16 protein-coding genes are annotated in these 19,119 nt (G+C 40.8%); 4 read left to right on the top strand and 12 right to left on the bottom strand.

Going from position 1 to position 19,119, the window contains the following annotated elements:
* Nucleotides 1–51: 51 nt before the first annotated feature.
* From RMY00_RS31355 to RMY00_RS31310, 10 genes are all read right to left on the bottom strand, one after another.
* A complete protein-coding gene (locus RMY00_RS31355; RefSeq protein WP_322651266.1) occupies nucleotides 52–615 on the bottom strand; it encodes a DUF3124 domain-containing protein in 564 nt (187 codons plus the stop codon).
* A 160-nt stretch (nucleotides 616–775) separates the two neighbouring features.
* On the bottom strand, nucleotides 776–1,453 hold the full coding sequence (locus RMY00_RS31350; RefSeq protein WP_322651265.1) for a TrkA family potassium uptake protein: 678 nt from the start codon (nucleotides 1,451–1,453) through the stop codon (nucleotides 776–778).
* 45 nt (nucleotides 1,454–1,498) lie between these two features.
* Nucleotides 1,499–1,702, bottom strand: coding sequence for a hypothetical protein (locus RMY00_RS31345; protein WP_322651319.1), 204 nt, complete (start codon nucleotides 1,700–1,702; stop codon nucleotides 1,499–1,501).
* A gap of 86 nt (nucleotides 1,703–1,788) precedes the next feature.
* On the bottom strand, nucleotides 1,789–2,385 hold the full coding sequence (locus RMY00_RS31340) for a Uma2 family endonuclease (RefSeq protein WP_322651264.1): 597 nt from the start codon (nucleotides 2,383–2,385) through the stop codon (nucleotides 1,789–1,791).
* 156 nt (nucleotides 2,386–2,541) lie between these two features.
* On the bottom strand, nucleotides 2,542–7,017 hold the full coding sequence (locus RMY00_RS31335) for a translation initiation factor IF-2 N-terminal domain-containing protein (protein WP_322651263.1): 4,476 nt from the start codon (nucleotides 7,015–7,017) through the stop codon (nucleotides 2,542–2,544).
* A gap of 165 nt (nucleotides 7,018–7,182) precedes the next feature.
* The gene (locus RMY00_RS31330) at nucleotides 7,183–8,100 is read right to left on the bottom strand and encodes a histone deacetylase (RefSeq protein ID WP_322651262.1); all 918 of its coding nucleotides are present in this window, start codon (nucleotides 8,098–8,100) and stop codon (nucleotides 7,183–7,185) included.
* A 276-nt stretch (nucleotides 8,101–8,376) separates the two neighbouring features.
* Complete coding sequence (locus tag RMY00_RS31325) at nucleotides 8,377–9,231, bottom strand: metal ABC transporter permease (RefSeq protein ID WP_322651261.1); 855 nt, start codon at nucleotides 9,229–9,231, stop codon at nucleotides 8,377–8,379.
* A gap of 11 nt (nucleotides 9,232–9,242) precedes the next feature.
* Nucleotides 9,243–10,079, bottom strand: coding sequence for a metal ABC transporter ATP-binding protein (locus RMY00_RS31320; RefSeq protein WP_322651260.1), 837 nt, complete (start codon nucleotides 10,077–10,079; stop codon nucleotides 9,243–9,245).
* 18 nt (nucleotides 10,080–10,097) lie between these two features.
* Nucleotides 10,098–11,078: a metal ABC transporter substrate-binding protein gene (locus RMY00_RS31315; protein ID WP_322651259.1), complete on the bottom strand. Its 981-nt coding sequence runs from the start codon at nucleotides 11,076–11,078 to the stop codon at nucleotides 10,098–10,100.
* A 353-nt stretch (nucleotides 11,079–11,431) separates the two neighbouring features.
* Entirely contained in the window at nucleotides 11,432–12,211 is a 780-nt protein-coding gene (locus RMY00_RS31310) for an MBL fold metallo-hydrolase (protein ID WP_322651258.1), read from the bottom strand.
* Nucleotides 12,212–12,322: 111 nt separating this feature from the next.
* Here RMY00_RS31310 and RMY00_RS31305 point away from each other — a divergent pair, with 111 nt between their 5' ends.
* From RMY00_RS31305 to RMY00_RS31295, 3 genes are all read left to right on the top strand, one after another.
* Nucleotides 12,323–12,766, top strand: coding sequence for a VOC family protein (locus RMY00_RS31305; protein ID WP_322651257.1), 444 nt, complete (start codon nucleotides 12,323–12,325; stop codon nucleotides 12,764–12,766).
* Between the two features lie 58 nt (nucleotides 12,767–12,824).
* A complete protein-coding gene (locus RMY00_RS31300) occupies nucleotides 12,825–13,718 on the top strand; it encodes an alpha/beta fold hydrolase (protein ID WP_322651256.1) in 894 nt (297 codons plus the stop codon).
* A 330-nt stretch (nucleotides 13,719–14,048) separates the two neighbouring features.
* The gene (locus RMY00_RS31295; RefSeq protein WP_322651255.1) at nucleotides 14,049–15,107 is read left to right on the top strand and encodes a serine/threonine-protein kinase; all 1,059 of its coding nucleotides are present in this window, start codon (nucleotides 14,049–14,051) and stop codon (nucleotides 15,105–15,107) included.
* Between the two features lie 33 nt (nucleotides 15,108–15,140).
* Here RMY00_RS31295 and rimM read toward each other — a convergent pair whose 3' ends face one another.
* Together rimM and RMY00_RS31285 are read right to left on the bottom strand one after the other, a co-directional pair.
* Nucleotides 15,141–15,866 carry a ribosome maturation factor RimM gene (rimM, locus tag RMY00_RS31290; protein ID WP_322651317.1) on the bottom strand — a complete coding sequence of 242 codons (726 nt, stop codon included), beginning with the start codon at nucleotides 15,864–15,866 and terminating at the stop codon, nucleotides 15,141–15,143.
* A 121-nt stretch (nucleotides 15,867–15,987) separates the two neighbouring features.
* A complete protein-coding gene (locus tag RMY00_RS31285) occupies nucleotides 15,988–17,271 on the bottom strand; it encodes a valine--pyruvate transaminase (RefSeq protein WP_322651254.1) in 1,284 nt (427 codons plus the stop codon).
* 460 nt (nucleotides 17,272–17,731) lie between these two features.
* Between RMY00_RS31285 and RMY00_RS31280 the strand changes: the two genes are divergently transcribed.
* Nucleotides 17,732–18,841 (top strand): S-(hydroxymethyl)glutathione dehydrogenase/class III alcohol dehydrogenase, encoded by a 1,110-nt coding sequence (locus tag RMY00_RS31280; RefSeq protein ID WP_322651316.1) that lies wholly within the window; start codon nucleotides 17,732–17,734, stop codon nucleotides 18,839–18,841.
* The last annotated feature ends 278 nt before the right edge of the window (nucleotides 18,842–19,119 follow it).

The following is a 19,119-nucleotide window of genomic DNA, read 5'->3' as shown; positions in this document are numbered from 1 at the left end:
TGCGAGTATGGGAACAAGAAAACGAAGAAAAACTTAATTACGAATTACGAATTATTTTAAAGGCGATCGCTTATCGTTATTTCGATTTTTAATGGCCCTACCAGGACTGATAAAAGAAATTCCTTGTTGAAAATCAGTACCAATCATGACTGCCTCCACTATCGGTTCGGATATTTCTGTTTGGGCTACCCACTCTACAATAAAGTTTGCACCTAAACCTCCAGTGGTGTCATTTCTATTTATAAAAAAGTCTGTAGAAGCTAGGGCATCAAGTTGAATAGGACGGTCCAAATATTCTTTAACTAGTTTCCCTTCTGAGTTATAGTAGCGCACAGAAGTAATAACGATCGGATTAGTCAAATCTGTATTCCGAATACTTAGCGTAACTGCTAACTCAAAAATCTCCTGCCGATTGTGATGATAGATATGAGAGTAGACAGGAACATAAACAGTTTGACCGCTTGCTATCTTAAAATTCTTATCCAGTGTCACGATTTTTTGGGATGGGGTTGCTGGAATGGCATCGGGTTGTGACTTTGATGGAATTTCGGGTGATTGACAAGATGCAAGAAAAACAACAGCGATCGCTAAATAAATATATCGATACAGTTTCATCAAAACTATTTACACCACTTTTTTATATGTGTAGCTAAGAGACTTCCAGAAAATAAATTATCCAATTTACTCAGATCATATTTTTCTTTTTCCCCTGCCCCCTGCCCATACCACGATAGGATATTTTTTTAGTTGGAAGTCTCTTAGCTAGAAACTACGCTCAACATTTTTGTTCAATAAAATCAATAACTTGATGTAAACATCCTGGTTTAGTCACAATCAGCACAGTTGAATGAGGTTCCAGTATTGTACTACCGTTAGGAATCATCAAATCTTCGTGGGGATGGGGTTGATAGCCAATAATTAGCGAACCACTAGGAAATTGGGAATCCTGAGCAATTTCGGCAACGCTACGACCAGCAACATAGCAATTGTTGGGGATGGAAAGTTTCAGAACCTCAATCTGTCCCTGCTCAAAATGCATCATTGATTCCACTTGCGGATATTCAATGGCATTCACCATTGTTGAAACTGATAGTTCAACAGTACTGACAATATGGTTAGCTCCAGCAATACGTAACGGTTCAGCAAAATCGGGATGGCGCATCCGACTTAAAATATGGGTGACACCGTAGTGTTTTGCAAGAGTCACCATTGCCAAGTTTAAGGCATCACTTCTCAGAACAGCTGCCAAGGAACCGGCTTTGCGAATCCCTGCTTCTAGCAATACTTCTGTACTTACAGCACTACCTTCAAAAGCCATTGCTCCTACTTGTTCACGGGCATAGCGGCAAGCGATAGGGTCAATGTCAATTACGGCAACAGTATGTCCCAGTTCTACCAGTTTTTGCGCCAAACTTAAGCCCACTAAGCCTGCACCACCAATTAGTACGTACATATATATTCTTGATGCTCTCTTCGACTTCCTATTCCACTTTACAAGTTAGTACAGGAATGAAAGTGTAGCTTGTATAGAAATACTTTCAACCACTGGACAATCAGACAGGCTATAAATTGCCCTAGGAATGGCGATTGTAGGACTATTTAGCAGCGTAGGTGTAGAAGCGATCGCCAAAGTCCCATTTGAAATTCCTACTTCTACTGTAATTGCCGTAACAATGGCTTGCTCTAAAGCTCTCTTATACATCCAGTCGCACAGAATCCAGAATGAATTCTAGCTCTTGAATTTTCAATTATTCTTCGGTAATTAATGGGTTTAGCTGAAATCACCAGCTATTTCTGAAGCGCCTGCTGAAAAGTCTTGATAGCATCAACATGATTCACCATATTGATGCAGCGCAACAATAAATCCAGATCGATACCCTTAACCTCCTCACTACTAGAAACCCTTTCATACTGAAGTGCGTTACCTTCTTTTTGCAAGTGATAAACTTCTAACACTCCATCTTCCCAGAACCACACTTCTGGAATCAACAGCCGCTTATATGCCTCCAGTTTGTTGATACCACCACTGGTAAATACTACCTCGATCGCTAAATCGGGACGCACTCGACCAGGGGCAAGTTTATAAGATTTATCTGCTTCTCGCTTGACAGCACCCGATTCACTTTCTAAGGTCATTGACCCAGTTGGAGTAAAGTCAAACCCTGCCATGAGCAAGTAAAGTTCTAACAATGCGCCGAGTCTTTCCTTAACGGTTTCGTGTGGTTCTCCAGGCATTCTTCGGATCTCCAAAACGCCATCCAGGAAAGACAGCCGATATCCTGGACGGTCTAATAATTGCTCAACTACTTTGAATTCTCTCCAAGTAAGTCCTTCAAACAAAAGGGGTGATTCTTTTGTGGGTGTAGCGATCGCTGCTGGGGTCATAAAAGTCTCCAGTCTGTTTCTAAATGAGAAATAATCAGTTTAGGAGGGCAGTTTGTTAATTTTAACTTCTTTCTAGGATCTGAAAAATTACTTTTTCTCACTTTTTTAGATTTGCTGTTTCTCACCTAAGCCTTTAATTCACAACAAAAGCACTTTTTAAATGATTTGAGAAACATCAACGAAACCTCCATGAAGACTGACAATATTTGAAACTTCAGAATACATACTTCCGACTTTACCTGATTGATGGGTAAACAAATTATGACAACCCACAATTATCAGTAGTTCTTGAGCGCGAGAAAATGCAACATTTACTCGTTCTGGCTTCTTAGCAAATCCTACGTCTCCTTTGCTATTGTTGCGAACCATACTAACAATTACAACAGGTCTTTCCATACCTTGAAATCTATCTACTGTACCAGTACGAATTTCTAATGAAGGAAAAAGTTCAGATTGTAGACGTTCATCAATCTTTCTTAATTGAGCGCCATAAAATGTAATTACAGCAATTTCTTTTTTCGGTTCACCATTAGCAACTTTAGAAGCCCAAGTTGTCTCGAACTGCTGACACAGACGTTCAATTGCATCAATTTCTTGAGTATTAAAGTAAGAAGTTCCATTTCTTTGTTCTAAAAACTGATTTTCTATAGGCGTTTTTACCCAAATAAGATGCTGAGATTTTTGGATGATTTCGCCTGCTAGATGATGTGCGCGTTTTGTATCAGGCTCCAAAATACCAGATTCTAGCTTACCATCATAAAACTGATTGATTGCTCCCATAATAAATGGATGCATTCGATATTGTGTCGTTAGCATTTGTTTGATGCTTTCATCAGCAGATTCAAACTGGCTTTTAAATAGTGATTCTTCTAAAAATTGTAATTCATCTCTTGTATTACCCATTGTTTGAGCAACTTCTTCTACAGTGCTAGTATCAAGCATGGGTGGTAATTGCCGATGATCGCCTACCATTACTAACTTTTTGCCTTTCAATGCTGGGATTAGTAACTCTGGTGGAGTACACTTACTAACCTCATCAATGATGACGACATCAAAAGATTTGAATTCTTCCGAAAAACCTTTATTTGCAGCTTGAACGCAGGTGATACCGACGACGTTAGCATTATCTAAATATATTCGCCTTAAATCATCGCGATCGCGTTCATTTGGCTGTCTTAATTTTTCTATCCAATCTTGGACAAAATTCTGATATTTCTTGAGATAAGCTTCATCTTTTTGTAGTTGCTGTTGCCAAGATTCAAAGCTGATATTTATACTGCGTAATAACTCTATATTAAACAAGTCATTAATAAACTTTTCTGGTTTAAATTTATCCGGTATTGTTTGCCACTCTGTCAACCACCAGCTTCTTTCTTCTATTAAGCTTTCAGATGGCTGCGGTTGTGATTTTTGTTCTATTTCGTGTAGGCTAATTTGTAATTTTTGAAGCTGCTGTAGGGAAGTTTCAGTTTCTTGTTGTAGCTTTGATGAATTCTCATGCAGAGAATTTTTAATCATCTCCAACACAGCAAAGGGTTCTAATAATGAAATTAAGGTTTCAAGGTGAATGATACAAGTTTCCCAAGAATGAACTTGATTTGAAAATTCTTGCGGCTGCTGCCAAATCTTTGATTGTGTTGCGAGATATTGTTCAGTTAGAATGCGTAATTGAGCAGTAATATTTTGTTGATTAAGTTCTTGCAAAATATTTATAACTCTTTCAAGCTGCAAATGAGCATCTTGCTGTGCTTTTTCGGCTTCAGCTTGAGTAATGGATATTTGCTGTTGGCTAACTTCATTTTTTTGAAGTTCATTTAATTGGCGTTGCAGATGCTGAAGCTGTTGATCGGTTTCTGTTTTTACTTTTAAAACACATTGACGTGCATTTGCAAGGATTGTATCTAGCAATTCTTGTGTAATTCGGGTGAGAGTAGAGTCGATATTATTCCATTCCCATGATGCGCCATAAATCCGTTGTATTCTAATTAAGAAAACTTGAGTATTTTCAACTAGTAATTTTCGCTGTTTTGGGTTGAGTAGCTGATAATTATTAAACTGCTGATAAGTTTGCTCCCATTGGGTGCGATCGCTTTTTGATAGCACCATTGGAATCTGACTAAAATTTTGTTGTAAAAAATAACTAAAATTATGCTGTTTACCCTGCCGATCAGTAAAATTACCGTCTATTTCATAAGCGATCGCTTTTGTCAATAATTCCCATTCTGGCAGGTTAATTTTGTAAATTCTTGGTACTATTGGTAACTTTAATGTATTAGCAAACATCAACAAACCTAGCGGCAAGTCCACTAAATTCTCTGTTAGTGTTAAACCTGATTGATGACATTCTTTTAAAGTTTGATAGAGAAAAGAAGGTGCTGTAGATTTCCATTCCTTAACTGCTGAGATAATATAATCTATTTCGCGTTTGCGATTTTCCCATATCTGGATTGTTTGCTGGATGTTTTGCAGTTTAGCAATATATTTCTGATAATCTGGTTGTAGCTGATTTAATGAGGCAAAATTTTGTTGGACAATCTCTACTGATGCTGCAACTTCTAATATAGCTTTACTTGCATTTTTAGCAGAACTCAAAGCTGTTTTAAATCCAGAAATTTCTCTTGCTACAGTTTCACGCAACCAAACCGCTAAACCAAAAGCACCAAGCGCCGGACGTACAAACCCAAGTTCATCAGTATATTTAATAGTTTGACGAACATTTGCTAAAAATTCTTCTACTAAGCTATTACCTTCTGTGTATGGCTTAAGAAGCGGCAAAAACTCTGTAACTTCTGGAGCTTCCCAGTTTATATTTGGTGCAGTATTTAGTATATTTTCTAGTCCTACAATTAGAGATTCAACTTCGTTCTGTTGTTCTAAAGTTTCTTTGTAAGATTTCTCTTGATTTTTGAAGTCAATCTCTAATTTTAACTTATTTTTATTGAATTTAATTTGTTGCTGATTGAATTCTTCCTCTGCTTGAAAGTAGGCTGTAAATCTTTGTGATGATGCGAGTAATTGACTGAAAATTTGGATATTTTCAAGCCGTTGAGTAAGATTGTTTTCACAATCAGAAGCTGTATTTTCTAGCCATCTACCAATTACTTGGTCTTCTAAAAATGGCTGTCCTTCCTCCCCAACTTTCTCGGCTCTACCTTTTCGTACAGCACGAATCACAGGGTTGTGAACTAATCGACTTAAAGCGTTATCTACTGCTAAATTGGCTTGAGATGCAATTAAGGTACGTCCACCGCGAAGTGCAATTTGATAGCAAATCTCGGCAATTACGGTAGTTTTACCAGTACCTGGTGGCCCTTGAATAAGAACAAGATCCTTAGCGGCAAGTACCTTTTCTACTGCTGATTTCTGACCAGGATTTGCAGAAGATAGTAACAAATCATGTGGTTGAAGTTCAACAGTTGTTTTGATTTTTCTAGCCTGAGAAGCATCGAATAAAAAGTTACCCAAATATGGATTTTGGGTGTAACCATTATTCAAATCATCTAAAGCTTTTTTCTTGCGCTGAATCTGCTGAATATCACCAACTGCTTCAAAACACAAAAATCCTGTATCTGGCAACTTATAACGCTCTGTTGCCATGAATTCAGCTAAGTCACGTTCTAATCTAAGGCTAATAATACAACGGTTGGGATCAACTTCTTCAACAGTGCCTAATTGACGACCACTAATCCAATTTTTGCCGACGGGAGCAGTTTCAAAAAGCTTTAAATCTTCGTTTTTTGTGTGTCTTGCTCGCTCCCAAAAGTTTTCTACATCGAGGGAATTTTGATAAAAACCATCAAGAGTGGCTGAAGCTACATCTATTTCAAAACTGATTCGTCTTTTGAAATTATAGTTATGACTTACGTAACGCACACAAAACTGACGTGCTTTAGCGATTTTTTCCTCAATCTGCAAAAATGCTTTCCAAGCTTTAAGCTGATCTTCTGTAGGCACATTTTCGCCACAAACTGGCGCGGCTGCGATGCGTTTTAATGTTGCGGGTGGAATGTCGAGATGATGCTGATGATTAGGTAGCAAACGCAAGCGACAAGGTATAGCATAGCTATCAGCGTGTCCCCGTGAGGGTTGTAACAACTGAGCCGAAAGTATTTTTATCCCGTCGCGTCCATCTTTTGGTACAGCTGCTCTAAATCCTAATGTTTTTCTTAGCTTCTCAAGTCTTGCAGGTAATGGAAAATCATCGGAGTCTGTTGCTATTGTCAAATCCCAAATTTCTTCTCTTGCTTCTTTCCCTGCGCCTTTGCGACGCACATAAAATAGAGAAGGTTTTTTACCGACACATTCCAACATTAACTGATTGGCGCGATCGCGCCGTTCCCTAAATTCAGGATATGTTTTTAAAACAGCTTCACCTTCAAGATGGCGGACGAAACTATCAATTGCTGAAGCTATAAACATATAGCCCCAATCCTCAGAGTTTGTTTTAGCTTTTGAGGATTTTGCTGTTAGTTTATTTGCTACTGCACGAATACGTTCTGCATCGGATTCTGAGATTGAACTGGTATGGCTTTTAACTAAAATTTTGAGCTTTTCGCAAATTAATAATAGCTTTTTGCTATCCAAATTCAATTCTTTTGCTAGTTCGTATAATCTGAGTTTACCGTTGTTCATCCAGTTAACTATTGAAGGTTGAAATTTAAACGCAAAAGGGCATAGAGGGAAGCGCAGAGGAGCGCAAAGTTTATTTTAATCCCATTTGCTACTAATTAAATTTGGCAATACTCTGCGTACCTTTGCGTTTACTTTACGTTCCTCTGCCTTTAAAAACTGATATGACTATAATTTGTACTGACGGTAAACTTCGCTAGCGGCACGATGCAACAGAGAATGCCGCCAAACTAAAGATTTCATATCATCAGCATAACCACCACCAATGACGCAGGCGACTGGATAACCACTACTCATACAGGTACTCAAAACCTGCATTTCTCGGCGAAAAATCCCAGCATCTGTTAAGGCTAATTTGCCCAAGCGATCGCCTATATGAGGGTCAACTCCTGCATCATAAAATACTAGGTCTGGCTTGACTTTAGATAATAAATCTGCTAGATAATTCGCTAAAGTTTGTAAATAAGCATCATCTTCCATTCCCACCGGCAAAGGAACATCCAAATCGCTGTTTTGTTTAGTACCGGGAAAATTGACTTCGCAGTGCATAGAAAAAGTAAAAACGCTGTCGTCGTCTTTAAAGATAAAAGCGGTGCCGTCTCCTTGATGCACATCCAAATCTACAATTAGGATTTTTTGGACAAGTCCGAATTTCTGTAAAACGCGACAGGCGATCGCTAAATCGTTGAAAATACAAAAACCAGATCCATAACTAGGAAAAGCATGATGAGTTCCACCAGCCGTATTACAAGCTAAACCCTGACTTAGTGCCAGTTTCGCAGTGAGTATCGTACCACCTACAGCTACACAAGTACGATTTGCTAATGCTGGACTCCAAGGCAAACCAATGCGACGCTGTGCTTTGGGATCTAAGGTTCCTTCACAGTAAGCTTTAACGTAGTTTGGGGTGTGGACTAATTCTATCAACTCTAACGGTGGACGTTTGGGGCTGTGAAATTGTTCTTGATTGGCTACACCATCAGCTAACAGCAATTCGTAGAGTTGCCGGAATTTAGACATCGGGAAACGATGTCCTTCAGGTAGTGGGGCAACGTAATCTGGGTGGTAAATAATTGGCAAGTCCATAAGGAAAGAAAATCTCAATCAGCAAGCACGGATTACAATTCCCTTTCCCATCAGAGAACTTTATCAGATTGGTAGCTTATATTATATTAATAAAAATTTGGACTAACTCTTTTAGGACTTACGCAAAATATCTCTTAAACTCTTATTTCTCCGTGTCGCGCCAGTTGCTACCCTGCGGGTTCCGTTTTAGCAGTACAAGTCGGGGAACCGCAAGGGCGCACTGGCTTCTTTGCGCCTCTGTGGTTGGTTATTCCGTAACTCTTACGTAATATCTTTCTAAGGAAGATGCTTTGTAGAAACGAGAGGGAGACGGCGTTTATACCGTCCTTGCAGGTTCTTGGTGAGCAAGACACAGGCAAATATAGCGGTTGAAAGTAGCACCACACTGGCTCCAGAGGCAATATCGAGGTAGTAGCTGAAATAGATACCCACAAAGGAAATCGCAGTTCCTAAAATCCCGGAAATAATCATCAGATAACCAAAGCGATCGCTGATTAATCGCGCAACTGATGCCGGAATCACCACTGCTGAAATAATCAAAGTCACCCCCAATACATTCAATGTAGCCACCAATAAAGTTGCTAACATCAAAGCAAATAAAGTATCCATTGCAAAAACGGGTACGCCATGAACTTGAGCAACTTCCCGGTCAAAACACCAAAATAGCAACGGGCGATAAAACAAGAAAACGAGACTGAGTAAGACAATCGTTACACCAGTCACCACCCATAAATCATTAGGGGAAACCCCCAACACATTACCAAACAAAGCAGCTTCAAAGTTTTGGCTAAACTTGCGATAGCTACTGATCACAGCTACTCCTAAAGCAAAGCTAGCAGTTGTCACAATCCCAATAGCTGCATCCGAGTAAATTTTCCGTCCGGTCAAATATTGAATCAACAGAGCAGCTGCAAAACCCCAAATTCCAGAGCCAATATAGAAATTCAAGCCCAGTACATAACTCAACACGGCTCCCCCTAAAATCGCATGAGATAAACCGTGGGCTATGTAACTCATTCTGCGAGTTGTAATATAAACTCCCATAATGCCGCATAATAGCCCCGCCATCATGCCTACTAGAATCGCACGGCTAAAAAATTCGTAGCGAAAGGGTGCTAGTAAAAGATCCATATACAGTTAAATTAAGCAGATTTCGACGAGTTGGAGGGGCGCAATATTTGGGGCAAGTTATCTTGCATTTGATGGCGTAGAGATGTACCACCGCTAGCAATCAAAATTCGGTCTTGTTGGTAGAAAACTACCATTTCTCCACCAAAAGTTTGCTCAAGATTTGCGGGAGTGAAGACATCAATAGGTTGACCTTGACAAATTAAACCGTGGTTGAAACACACTACCCAAGGTAAATGAGTCGCCACCGAATTGAGGTCATGGGTAGAGAGAATAATTGTCAAGCCCTGTTGATTCAAATCAGCCAATAGGTGCAATAGTTCGTGTTGAACGTGCAAGTCGGAACTGCTGGTAGGTTCATCTAGAAGAACAATTTCCGGCTCTCCTACTAAAGCACGAGCAATAAAAACCCTTTGCTGTTGTCCACCAGATAGATTACCAATGGGTTGATGGGCAACATGGGCAACTCCAACGCGCTCTAGGAGTTCCCTAGCAACTTGGCGATCGCGCCGCGAAGACCAAGGCAACATCTTTTGCTTTTGGTAACGCCCCATCATCACTACTTCCAATGCCGTAACTGGAAAAGTCCAATCTACCGTTTCCACCTGGGGCACATAGCCAACCAAAGGCGGTGCTACTCCTGGCTTTAAACGCCTTCCTCGAAACCAAATCTCTCCAGTCCAAGGACGAACCAGCCCTAAAATAGCTCTGATTAAAGTGCTTTTACCACTACCAGAAGGCCCCACCAAACCAGTAAGTTGACCTGGATAAAGCGTCAGATTGAGATCGGTAAACACTGGCTGGGTTTGATAACCACAGGTTAAATTTCTAACTTCGAGTATTGGTTGCATGTACTTATTCTATTGATCCTATTTGGTTGCTGTTGGCCCAACAACATTACCAGTGTTTAAATTCTTCACCAAATCAGGATTTCCTCCCAAATTAGAGGCGATAATCTGCATATTGTTAGCCATCATGCCAATATAGGTATGCTCAGGATTAGTATTATCCATTGCATTAGCTGAACCTTTACCTGGTAATTCATCGTCGGCAGTGTTGGCTGTTTTTACCTTCGCTTCGCGGGCAATTTGTTCTTCTACTTTGCTGGGGTAAACCTCAGAACCAAAAATGGCTGGAACACCTACTTTCCGAATTTGGTCAATTAGCTTTGCCACATCTTGAGCGGATGGTTCTTTGAAATCTGAAGGTTGAATCGCACCAATTACTTGGAAACCATACTCTCTAGCCCAATACGCCCAAGAATCGTGGTATGTCAATAGTTTACGGTTTTTAGCGGGAATACTGGCTACGATTTCTCGTGTTGCCTTGTCTAGGGCATCCAGACGTTGTAAATAATTTTTGAGATTAGTCGCGTAGTAGTCTTTGCCAGCAGGATCTAAGGCGGTTAACTGTTGGGCGGCTAGTTTGGCGTAAGCTTCAGCATATTTGGGATTGACCCACAGATGAGGATTGGGATCGCCCTTTTCTTTAGGAAAGCTGAAGTCGAAAAGCCATTGGTCTTGGGTAATGGTATTACTGCCTAGTTCAAAGATTTTAGTTTCTTTGGGAATTGAAGCTTTAGCTAGTTTTTCTGTCGGGGATTCTAAATGTAACCCATTGGCAACGATCAGATTAGCTTTGGATAGGATATCGGCATCGCTGGGACGAGGCTCAAAGGTATGAGAGTCGGTTCCCTCTGGAATAATGCCTTTGACTTCTAAGCGATCGCCTGCAATGTTACTTACAATATTTGTTAAAGGAGCAACTGTCGTTACAACTAAAAGCTTATTCTGTGTCTTTTGCTCTCCTGCTTGAACCGGAGTACTAGTTACTTCGGGATTAGAAGACACCGTTTTATCCTGAGAGGGACTGCAAGCTCCTACCATGAAGCTCAGTATAAATAGCAATCCAAGGAGGGTCTTCATTAAAGTCAAGCCTTCTAAATTCAAGAATCAATCTTTGATTAGACCTTTTCGTATTATTAAAATGCAATGCCCCCTCAGGGTATTTTCGGTTGATTTTTAGATTTTTTTACCTAATATCTCACTTAAGTGATATTGGGATAGTTGGGGAGTATAGCAATTATCAGCATTGCTAAATTGAAGGATAAATTCTTTGCATCTTTGCGCCTACCCTACAAATTGCCTTGAGGCGCTGTAGAGGAGTAGTTACTGCGCGTCGATACGTGAATTCATATTCAGATTTAAATTGCTAATGCTCGTTTTTCTAATGGTAGTTCAAAGCGATCGCCTGGTTTTGGCTCAAGTATCCGCGTCGAAAGATTGTTTTTCTCAAGTAACGAACGAAATTCTTCAGCACTTCCTTTAGTCTGAATCAATTTCATCAGCAATCCCTCAAACGCCACATCACCACCAGCCGCCGTAGGTAATATTACTTGAGGTTGTAACGATTTTACTACTTCTAAAGCGCTATTTTGTCCCTTAATAATCGACCCAAGCAAAGGCAATGTCATGTCAATAAACGGTGTAATTACTACATCTATAGGTGCAGCTTGTTTAAGTTCTGGGGAATGATACCCATGAGGCTCGTAGTATACAGTTAAACCACTCTCCAACTCTTTGAGGAGATAACTATTTTCTACCAGAGTGGGGCCAATTGGAGAGCCAGGGAAAGCCTTAATTTCAACTTGATTATTTAAAGTGAAAGTTTCACCATGAGCCAATACTGTTACTTGGGTGTAACCTAACTGCTGTACAACCTTGGCAGCATTGGGAGAAGCTACAACCTTGATGTTGCGATCAAGTAATTTAAGCGTTGGTGGATGAGCGTGGTCTTCTAAACCTTGAGATAGCAGAATCAGATCAATGTTATCTGGTATTGGGCGATTTTGCGATCGCGAACCTTTGAATAACCAATCCAAATTGCTGAAAATCAACGAACCAACCAACCAAGGGTCAATTAGTATTCGTTTTGTACCGATTTCCAGCAGCCAAGAGTTACTGTCTAACCAAGTTAAAAACATAAATTTTGTGAAGATAACGCCTACCTTCATTATCAATGGTGTCACCTTTCTTAGTAAGCACTAAGGCCAGCACCTACATTTGTCCTGTCAAGTTTACCACGGAGTTTTTTTATGTCTGATCTTGGTTTTACTCACATTGCACTTGCAGTCAGTGATGTTGATGCAAGTATCTCATTTTATGCAAAGTATGCCCAGATGACAGTTGTGCATCATCGCATTGATCAAGCGACTCAATCAGATGTTGCTTGGATTAGTGACCTAACTAGACCTTTTATAATTGTCCTTATTAAAGTACCTAAAGTAGAAAGCGCACTATTACCACAATCCCATCTTGGGGTAGCTTATCAGAATCGTGGGGAAATTGATCGCCTGTGCAATGAAGCACGCACTGAGGGAATACTGTCAGCTGGGCCAAATGACTGGGGTCATCCGGTCGGTTACTGGGCTTATCTGCGAGACCCAGATGGTCATACACTGGAAATTTCCTATGGTCAGGAAATTAGTTTTACAGTTGAGCAAGCTAGAGACGCGATTAATCACGTCTGTACGGATTAGGGAGTTATGAAGTCAGAGACCTTACTATATTTGAAGAAACACTTTATGAATCTTATTAATGACTGTAACTACACAACAGCTTCCAACTCAAGACGCCTTTGAAAAATTCATTTGGACTTGGCGGGGCTATAAAATCCAGTACACTGTCATGGGCACAGGACGCCCTCTGGTACTGGTTCACGGCTTCGGTGCTTCCATTGGACACTGGCGTAAAAATATCCCAGTTTTAGCTAATGCTGGCTACCAGGTATTTGCTATAGACCTTTTAGGTTTTGGTGGTTCTGATAAAGCAACCATTGATTACACTGTGGAAGTTTGGGTGGAACTGCTAAAAGATTTCTGCACAGCACACATACACGAACCTGCTGTATTTATTGGCAACTCAATCGGCGCACTTTTGAGCTTGATTGTACTGGTAGAACATCCAGAAATTGCTGCTGGTGGTATTTTAATTAACTCTGCGGGTGGCTTGAGTCATCGTCCCCACGAATTGAACCCACCGCTACGGATGGTGATGGCAGCTTTTAATCGGTTTGTGCGATCGCCAATTACAGGTAAATTTGTCTATAACCGCATCCGTCAAAAAGCCCAAATTCGCCGCACCCTCTACCAAGTTTACAAAAAGCGTGAAGCCGTCACTGATGAATTAGTTGATTTACTTTATACTCCCTCTTGCGACCCAGGAGCGCAACAAGTTTTCGCTTCCATTCTCACCGCCCCTCCTGGCCCAAGTCCAGAGGAACTTTTGCCCAAAGTAGAACGTCCTCTATTAGTAATTTGGGGTGCTGATGATCCTTGGACACCAATTACTGGGGCAAAGATTTACGAAAAGGCGCGTGAGAATGGCAAAGAAATCAAAATTGTTCCCATTCCCAATGCCGGTCATTGTCCCCACGATGAAGTTCCAGATATTGTTAATGCTCAGATTGTCGATTGGCTAGCGCAAAGTTAAGAATTTCCCGCCAAGACGCAAATGCAAAGACACTTTCAGCCAATGCGCCTTGGCTTATGCCGGGTAAAAATGGCGCTAGCAATCTGGGTGACTCAAATTTTGGATTTTAAATTTTAGATTTTAGATTAATTATTAGCACGCCAATTGCTCTACTTGGGAGATACCTTAACACTAAACTTTTCCTTTCGGAGAAGACTACAGTGGGTTATAAATGCAGGGCTGCTCGAGCAAAAATTTTTAGTTTTGCATCTTTTAATCCAAAATCCAAAATTTAAAATTCGTTAATCTTTATAATTGCACCTTAACAGAATCAAACTCGTATGGTATTCAATGGAGCTTGATGTGCGTAATGGACATAAAGGGGTAATTCCCTTAAATCACCATCCAGATTTTTCCAAACAAGGCTATCAAGTGATTAGCGAACTAGGACGCAACCAAGAAGGAGGACGCATTACTTACTTAGCTAATGTCCTTAATTCTAAGCAACAAGTAGTGATTAAAGAATTTTGTTTTGCTCGTGCGGATGCTGATTTATCAGGTGTGAAAGCATATCAGCGCGAAATCGAGATTTTGCAGCAACTCAATCATTCTCGCATCCCTCGCTATGTAGATTCTTTTGAAATACCAGGGGCTTTTTATCTAGTTCAGGAATATAAAAAGGCCCCACCTTTAAGCTTAACGAACAGCTTTAATCCAGAAGAAATAAAGCAAATTGCTTTGTCACTTTTAGAGATTTTGGTTTATCTACAAAAGCAAATTCCGCCAATTATTCATCGTGATATTAAGCCAGAGAATATTTTAATTGATGAGCAACTAAATGCTTATCTAGTTGATTTTGGTTTGGCTAGGATACAGGGTGCAAAAGTAGCTCTGAGTAGCTTTGTAGCAGGAACTCCAGGTTTTATGCCACCAGAAGAACAGTTTGGTCATTCTCTAACTGAGGCATCAGATTTATATAGTTTAGGAGCAACATTGATTTGCTTACTTACTAATACCCGTTCTGTTGATATTGGAAAATTAATTGATGAAAACTATCGCTTTAATTTTCAGCAATTAGTTCCTCAAATTAGTCCGCGTTTTCGGTCGTGGTTGATGAAAATGGTAGAACGGAAACGGAAACGTCGTTATGCTAATGCGGCTATTGCTTTGGAAGCACTTAGACCAATTCAGGTTGTTGGTACTGCCACCAGGATAGATACTTTAATCAGGACAATAATAATTAGAAAAAGAGCTACTTTGTTGGGATTAGCTACTGTTGTTACACTGGCTGCAATGGAGGTCACTTTGATTAGTTGTCAGTCTAATAATCCGGTTAGGCAATTACTAGAAGCTACAGAATGTCAAAATTTTCATTTAAATGCAAGTTGCCAAGAAAAAACCGGAGATTAAATTAAGATTAATTAGGGTAGCTTAAGGAATGACCTAATTATTAATTTCTAGTAACCCAGGCGGCGGCGTAATTTCAATCCGATTGAATTTTAAGTCTACTACTGGTGCGATCGCTTCCACAAATGGAATTAAAACAGTCTTTTGTTTTTTGTCATTTGTTGTTTGTTCGTCAGTGTCAAAAGATGGGTGCAATTTTACTTCTAACAAATCATTGCCAGCCGGGATGATGTCTACCACCGTACCCACGAGTTCGCCAGATGTTTGCATGAAGACTTCCAAGCCAATCAAATCGAGGACATGATATTCATCTTCGCCTAGTTGGGGGCGATCGCTTGCTGGAACCATTAACTTACAACCGCGCAACACCTCGGCCTGATCGCAATTTTCTACGCCAGCTAATTTGATCACATACAAGTTTTTATTACTGATGTAACGTCCTCTTAATAATTCGATTGGTTGCGGTTCTGTGTCACTTGAACGCAACAACCAACGTTTCCCCGCCACCTCAAATCTTTCGGGGAAGTCAGATACAGGATAAACCCGTAATTCTCCAGATAACCCTTGAGGGGAAACAATCGTACCAATTTCTAGCCAATTATCGAGATTGGGGGCTGGTGATTGGGTACTCGGAACTACGGGCTGGGCATTAGGGGCTGGAGATTGGACATTTTGAATTTTTGAATTTCCTCCTACTCTCTTGCCCCTTTGCCTCTCTGCTCCTTTACCTCCAATGTCTTTATTAGCTTCTTCGTGTTTCATTTCCATTTTTACTACTAGTACAACACGGCGGAAATAAACCACCTATTCCAAATCAATGAAATGCTTACACTGTATTCATTTTTAATTTTTAGTTTTTAATTTTCAATTCCGTCTTGCGGTACTAGGCAGTCACCGCCGCACCTTTATAAGCTTCCTCAGCCACTTTTGCTAAACGTTGCATAGCAGTGGCAATCTCTTCATCGGTGCCTGTAAGGCTGATGCGGAAGCATTGGTGTTTGTGGGCCCACTCTTCCTCTAAACCGGGGAAGAAGGTACTTCCAGGGACAATAATCACACCTACTTGCTTGAGTTGCTGGTAAAATTCCCAGTCACTGATGGGTAAATCTTGTAACCACAACCAAGCAAAAATTGCTCCTTCACCACGATGGAGGAACCAAGGCAAATTCTTGGGCATCGCTTGTTCTAAGCTGGTTTCTAAAACAGTAAACTTATTTTGGTAAAAGGGACGGATGACAGTGTGAGAAATTTCCACTAAAGCGCCAGAGTTAATTGCAAGAGCTGCGATCGCTTGGCCATAACGTGAAGAATGAAGACCAATATTTGCTTGAAAACACTCCAGCACTTCAATCCACTTTTCATCCCCAATGGCAATACCAACTCTTTCTCCCGGTAATCCTGCTTTTGATAAACTCATGCAGTGTAAGATATTATCGCCAAACACTGGTGTCATTTCGGTAAAATTCAATGCCGGGAAAGGAGGCGCATAAGCGGAATCAATTAATACGGGCAGATTGTAAGGCGCAGCTAGGGCGGCAATCTTTTTCACCTCATCATCAGTGAGGACATTACCAGTTGGATTACAAGGGCGAGAGAACAGGACACAACCTGTATCTTCTGTAATCGACAGTTGGCTGAAGTCGGGGCGATATTTAAATCGGTGGGCGGCTTCATCAATATCAAGAGTCGGTTTGTAAGCAATTAAAGCTTTTGGAACTAAGCAGATACCGCCGTAACCCGTGTAGTCAGGGCTGAGAGGCAAAACGATTTGTTTTAACTTGCCGCTAGGGGTGTAGCCACCGTAGCTATTCACAGCGTAGAAGTAGAGGGTTTGACTACCGGGGGTAATGAGGATATTGCGTTCGCTTAAGTTTAACCCGTAGCGTTTGTTAAAGTCGTTAGCGATCGCTTCAACTAAGGGTGCATAGCCCTGACTTGAGCCGTAGCGACAAACTACCTCACCATATTCTGGGCTAGCCAAAAGCTGTGCAGTACAATCCCGCCATAATTGTTCTACCTCTGGCAAAATCAACGGATTACCAGCACTCAAATTAATAAACTGCTGCCCTGCACCCGCTCGTAATGTTTCGATAATATCCTTCATGATTGCTCTTACGCCAGTCAGGTTGGACATTTGAGCGCCAATTTGAGTTAGGGCAGGGTTCATAAGCTGTGACAAAATATATTAATTGAGGGTGGACAAATTATTTGGGGATTGCTGCTGACATCCAGTTTACATCGTTGTCAAAACAGCTGTTGCCGCCTTTAACCAATCTAGCTAGAGAATGATATTTTAACAAAGTAATATTTATCGTTATAGGGACGATCATCCTTAGTAAATAGGATTAAGTGAGACAAAAGTGTATCATACGCTCAATGGCTAAAGGGTACTAGTAGTGTACTAACCCAAAATTGCTACGTGGAGGTAAGCAAGGGAGCAGGGGAGAACAATTGCAGTAAGTCTTTCCCCCCTGCCCCTCTGCCCCTCCGCTCCTCTGCTGACCACAATGCTTGCGTTTCCTTGGCAGACTACTAGGGAAAAACCAGAGAGCATGGGAGGATGAGGGAGATAAGGCGAATAACCAATGCCCAATGCCCAATAACAAAACTATACAGGAGGGCTGATGTTGCAAGTTAAAGCAGCAGTAGCTTACAGCGCAGGTAAGCCATTGACAATTGAAACCGTTCAACTATCTGGGCCAAAAGCAGGCGAAGTGTTAGTTGAGGTGAAAGCTACCGGAGTTTGTCATACTGACGCTTTTACTCTATCTGGTGACGATCCTGAAGGTTTGTTTCCGGCAATTTTGGGGCATGAAGGTGCTGGTGTCGTAGTGGAGGTAGGCGCTGGTGTCACCAGTCTCAAACCAGGGGATCATGTAATTCCCCTATACACTCCCGAATGCCGTCAGTGCGAATATTGTTTGAGCTTCAAAACAAATCTTTGTCAAGCAATTCGTTTAACTCAAGGACGCGGTGTAATGCCCGATGGCACTAGTCGCTTTAGCATTGATGGACAAATGATTCATCATTATATGGGTACATCAACTTTTGCTAACTATACGGTGCTTCCAGAAATCGCCCTAGCAAAAATTCGGGAAGATGCCCCATTTGATAAGGTTTGTTACATTGGCTGTGGTGTGACTACTGGTGTTGGTGCAGTCATAAATACTGCCAAAGTGGAACCGGGAGCAAATGTTGTGGTTTTTGGCTTGGGTGGTATTGGTTTAAATGTCATCCAAGCGGCGCGGATGGTAGGGGCAAACATGATTGTCGGGGTGGATATTAATGCCAACAAACGCGCTTTAGCAGAAAAGTTTGGCATGACGCACTTTGTCAATCCCCAGGAAGTAGAGGGGGATTTAGTTCCCTATTTGGTTGATTTAACAAAAGGCGGTGCTGATTACAGTTTTGAATGTATCGGTAATGTCAAAATTATGCGTCAAGCATTAGAATGCTGCCATAAAGGTTGGGGTGTTAGTGTGATTATTGGTGTTGCTGGTGCTGGACAGGAAATCAGTACTCGTCCTTTTCAATTAGTAACTGGGCGCGTTTGGAAAGGTTCAGCATTCGGTGGTGCTAGAGGACGTACAGATGTGCCAAAAATTGTTGATTGGTATATGGAAGGTAAGATAAACATTGATGATTTAATTACCCATGTAATGCCCATTGAGCAAATTAATGATGCTTTTGAATTAATGCACAAAGGTGAATCAATTCGGAGTGTGCTGACTTTTTAGCTAATTGTCTTGGGAACATTGCACACACTTGGATCAATTAAGTAAGACACAAGCTCAAACAGGTTCTTGATTCTATTTCTGTCGAAGCGATGCCTACGGCGGTAAACTACGCATCAATTTGTAGATGGGATTACATCATCTCCTCATTTAAGTGCAACTTCATAGAGAATTGGTATAACCTCGTTTTACCTTTAAATAATAAAAACTAATAACGTATATCAGATTTACTGAAGTAATAAAACTTGATTAAAAAATGTAAAGCATTGTAAAGTAGTTTC

It is taken from the genome of Nostoc sp. ChiVER01, from assembly GCF_034531155.1.
In the GTDB taxonomy this organism is placed as follows: Bacteria; Cyanobacteriota; Cyanobacteriia; order Cyanobacteriales; family Nostocaceae; genus Nostoc.
Note: the sequence above shows the minus strand (reverse complement) of the source record. Positions and strands in the feature narration are given on the sequence as shown.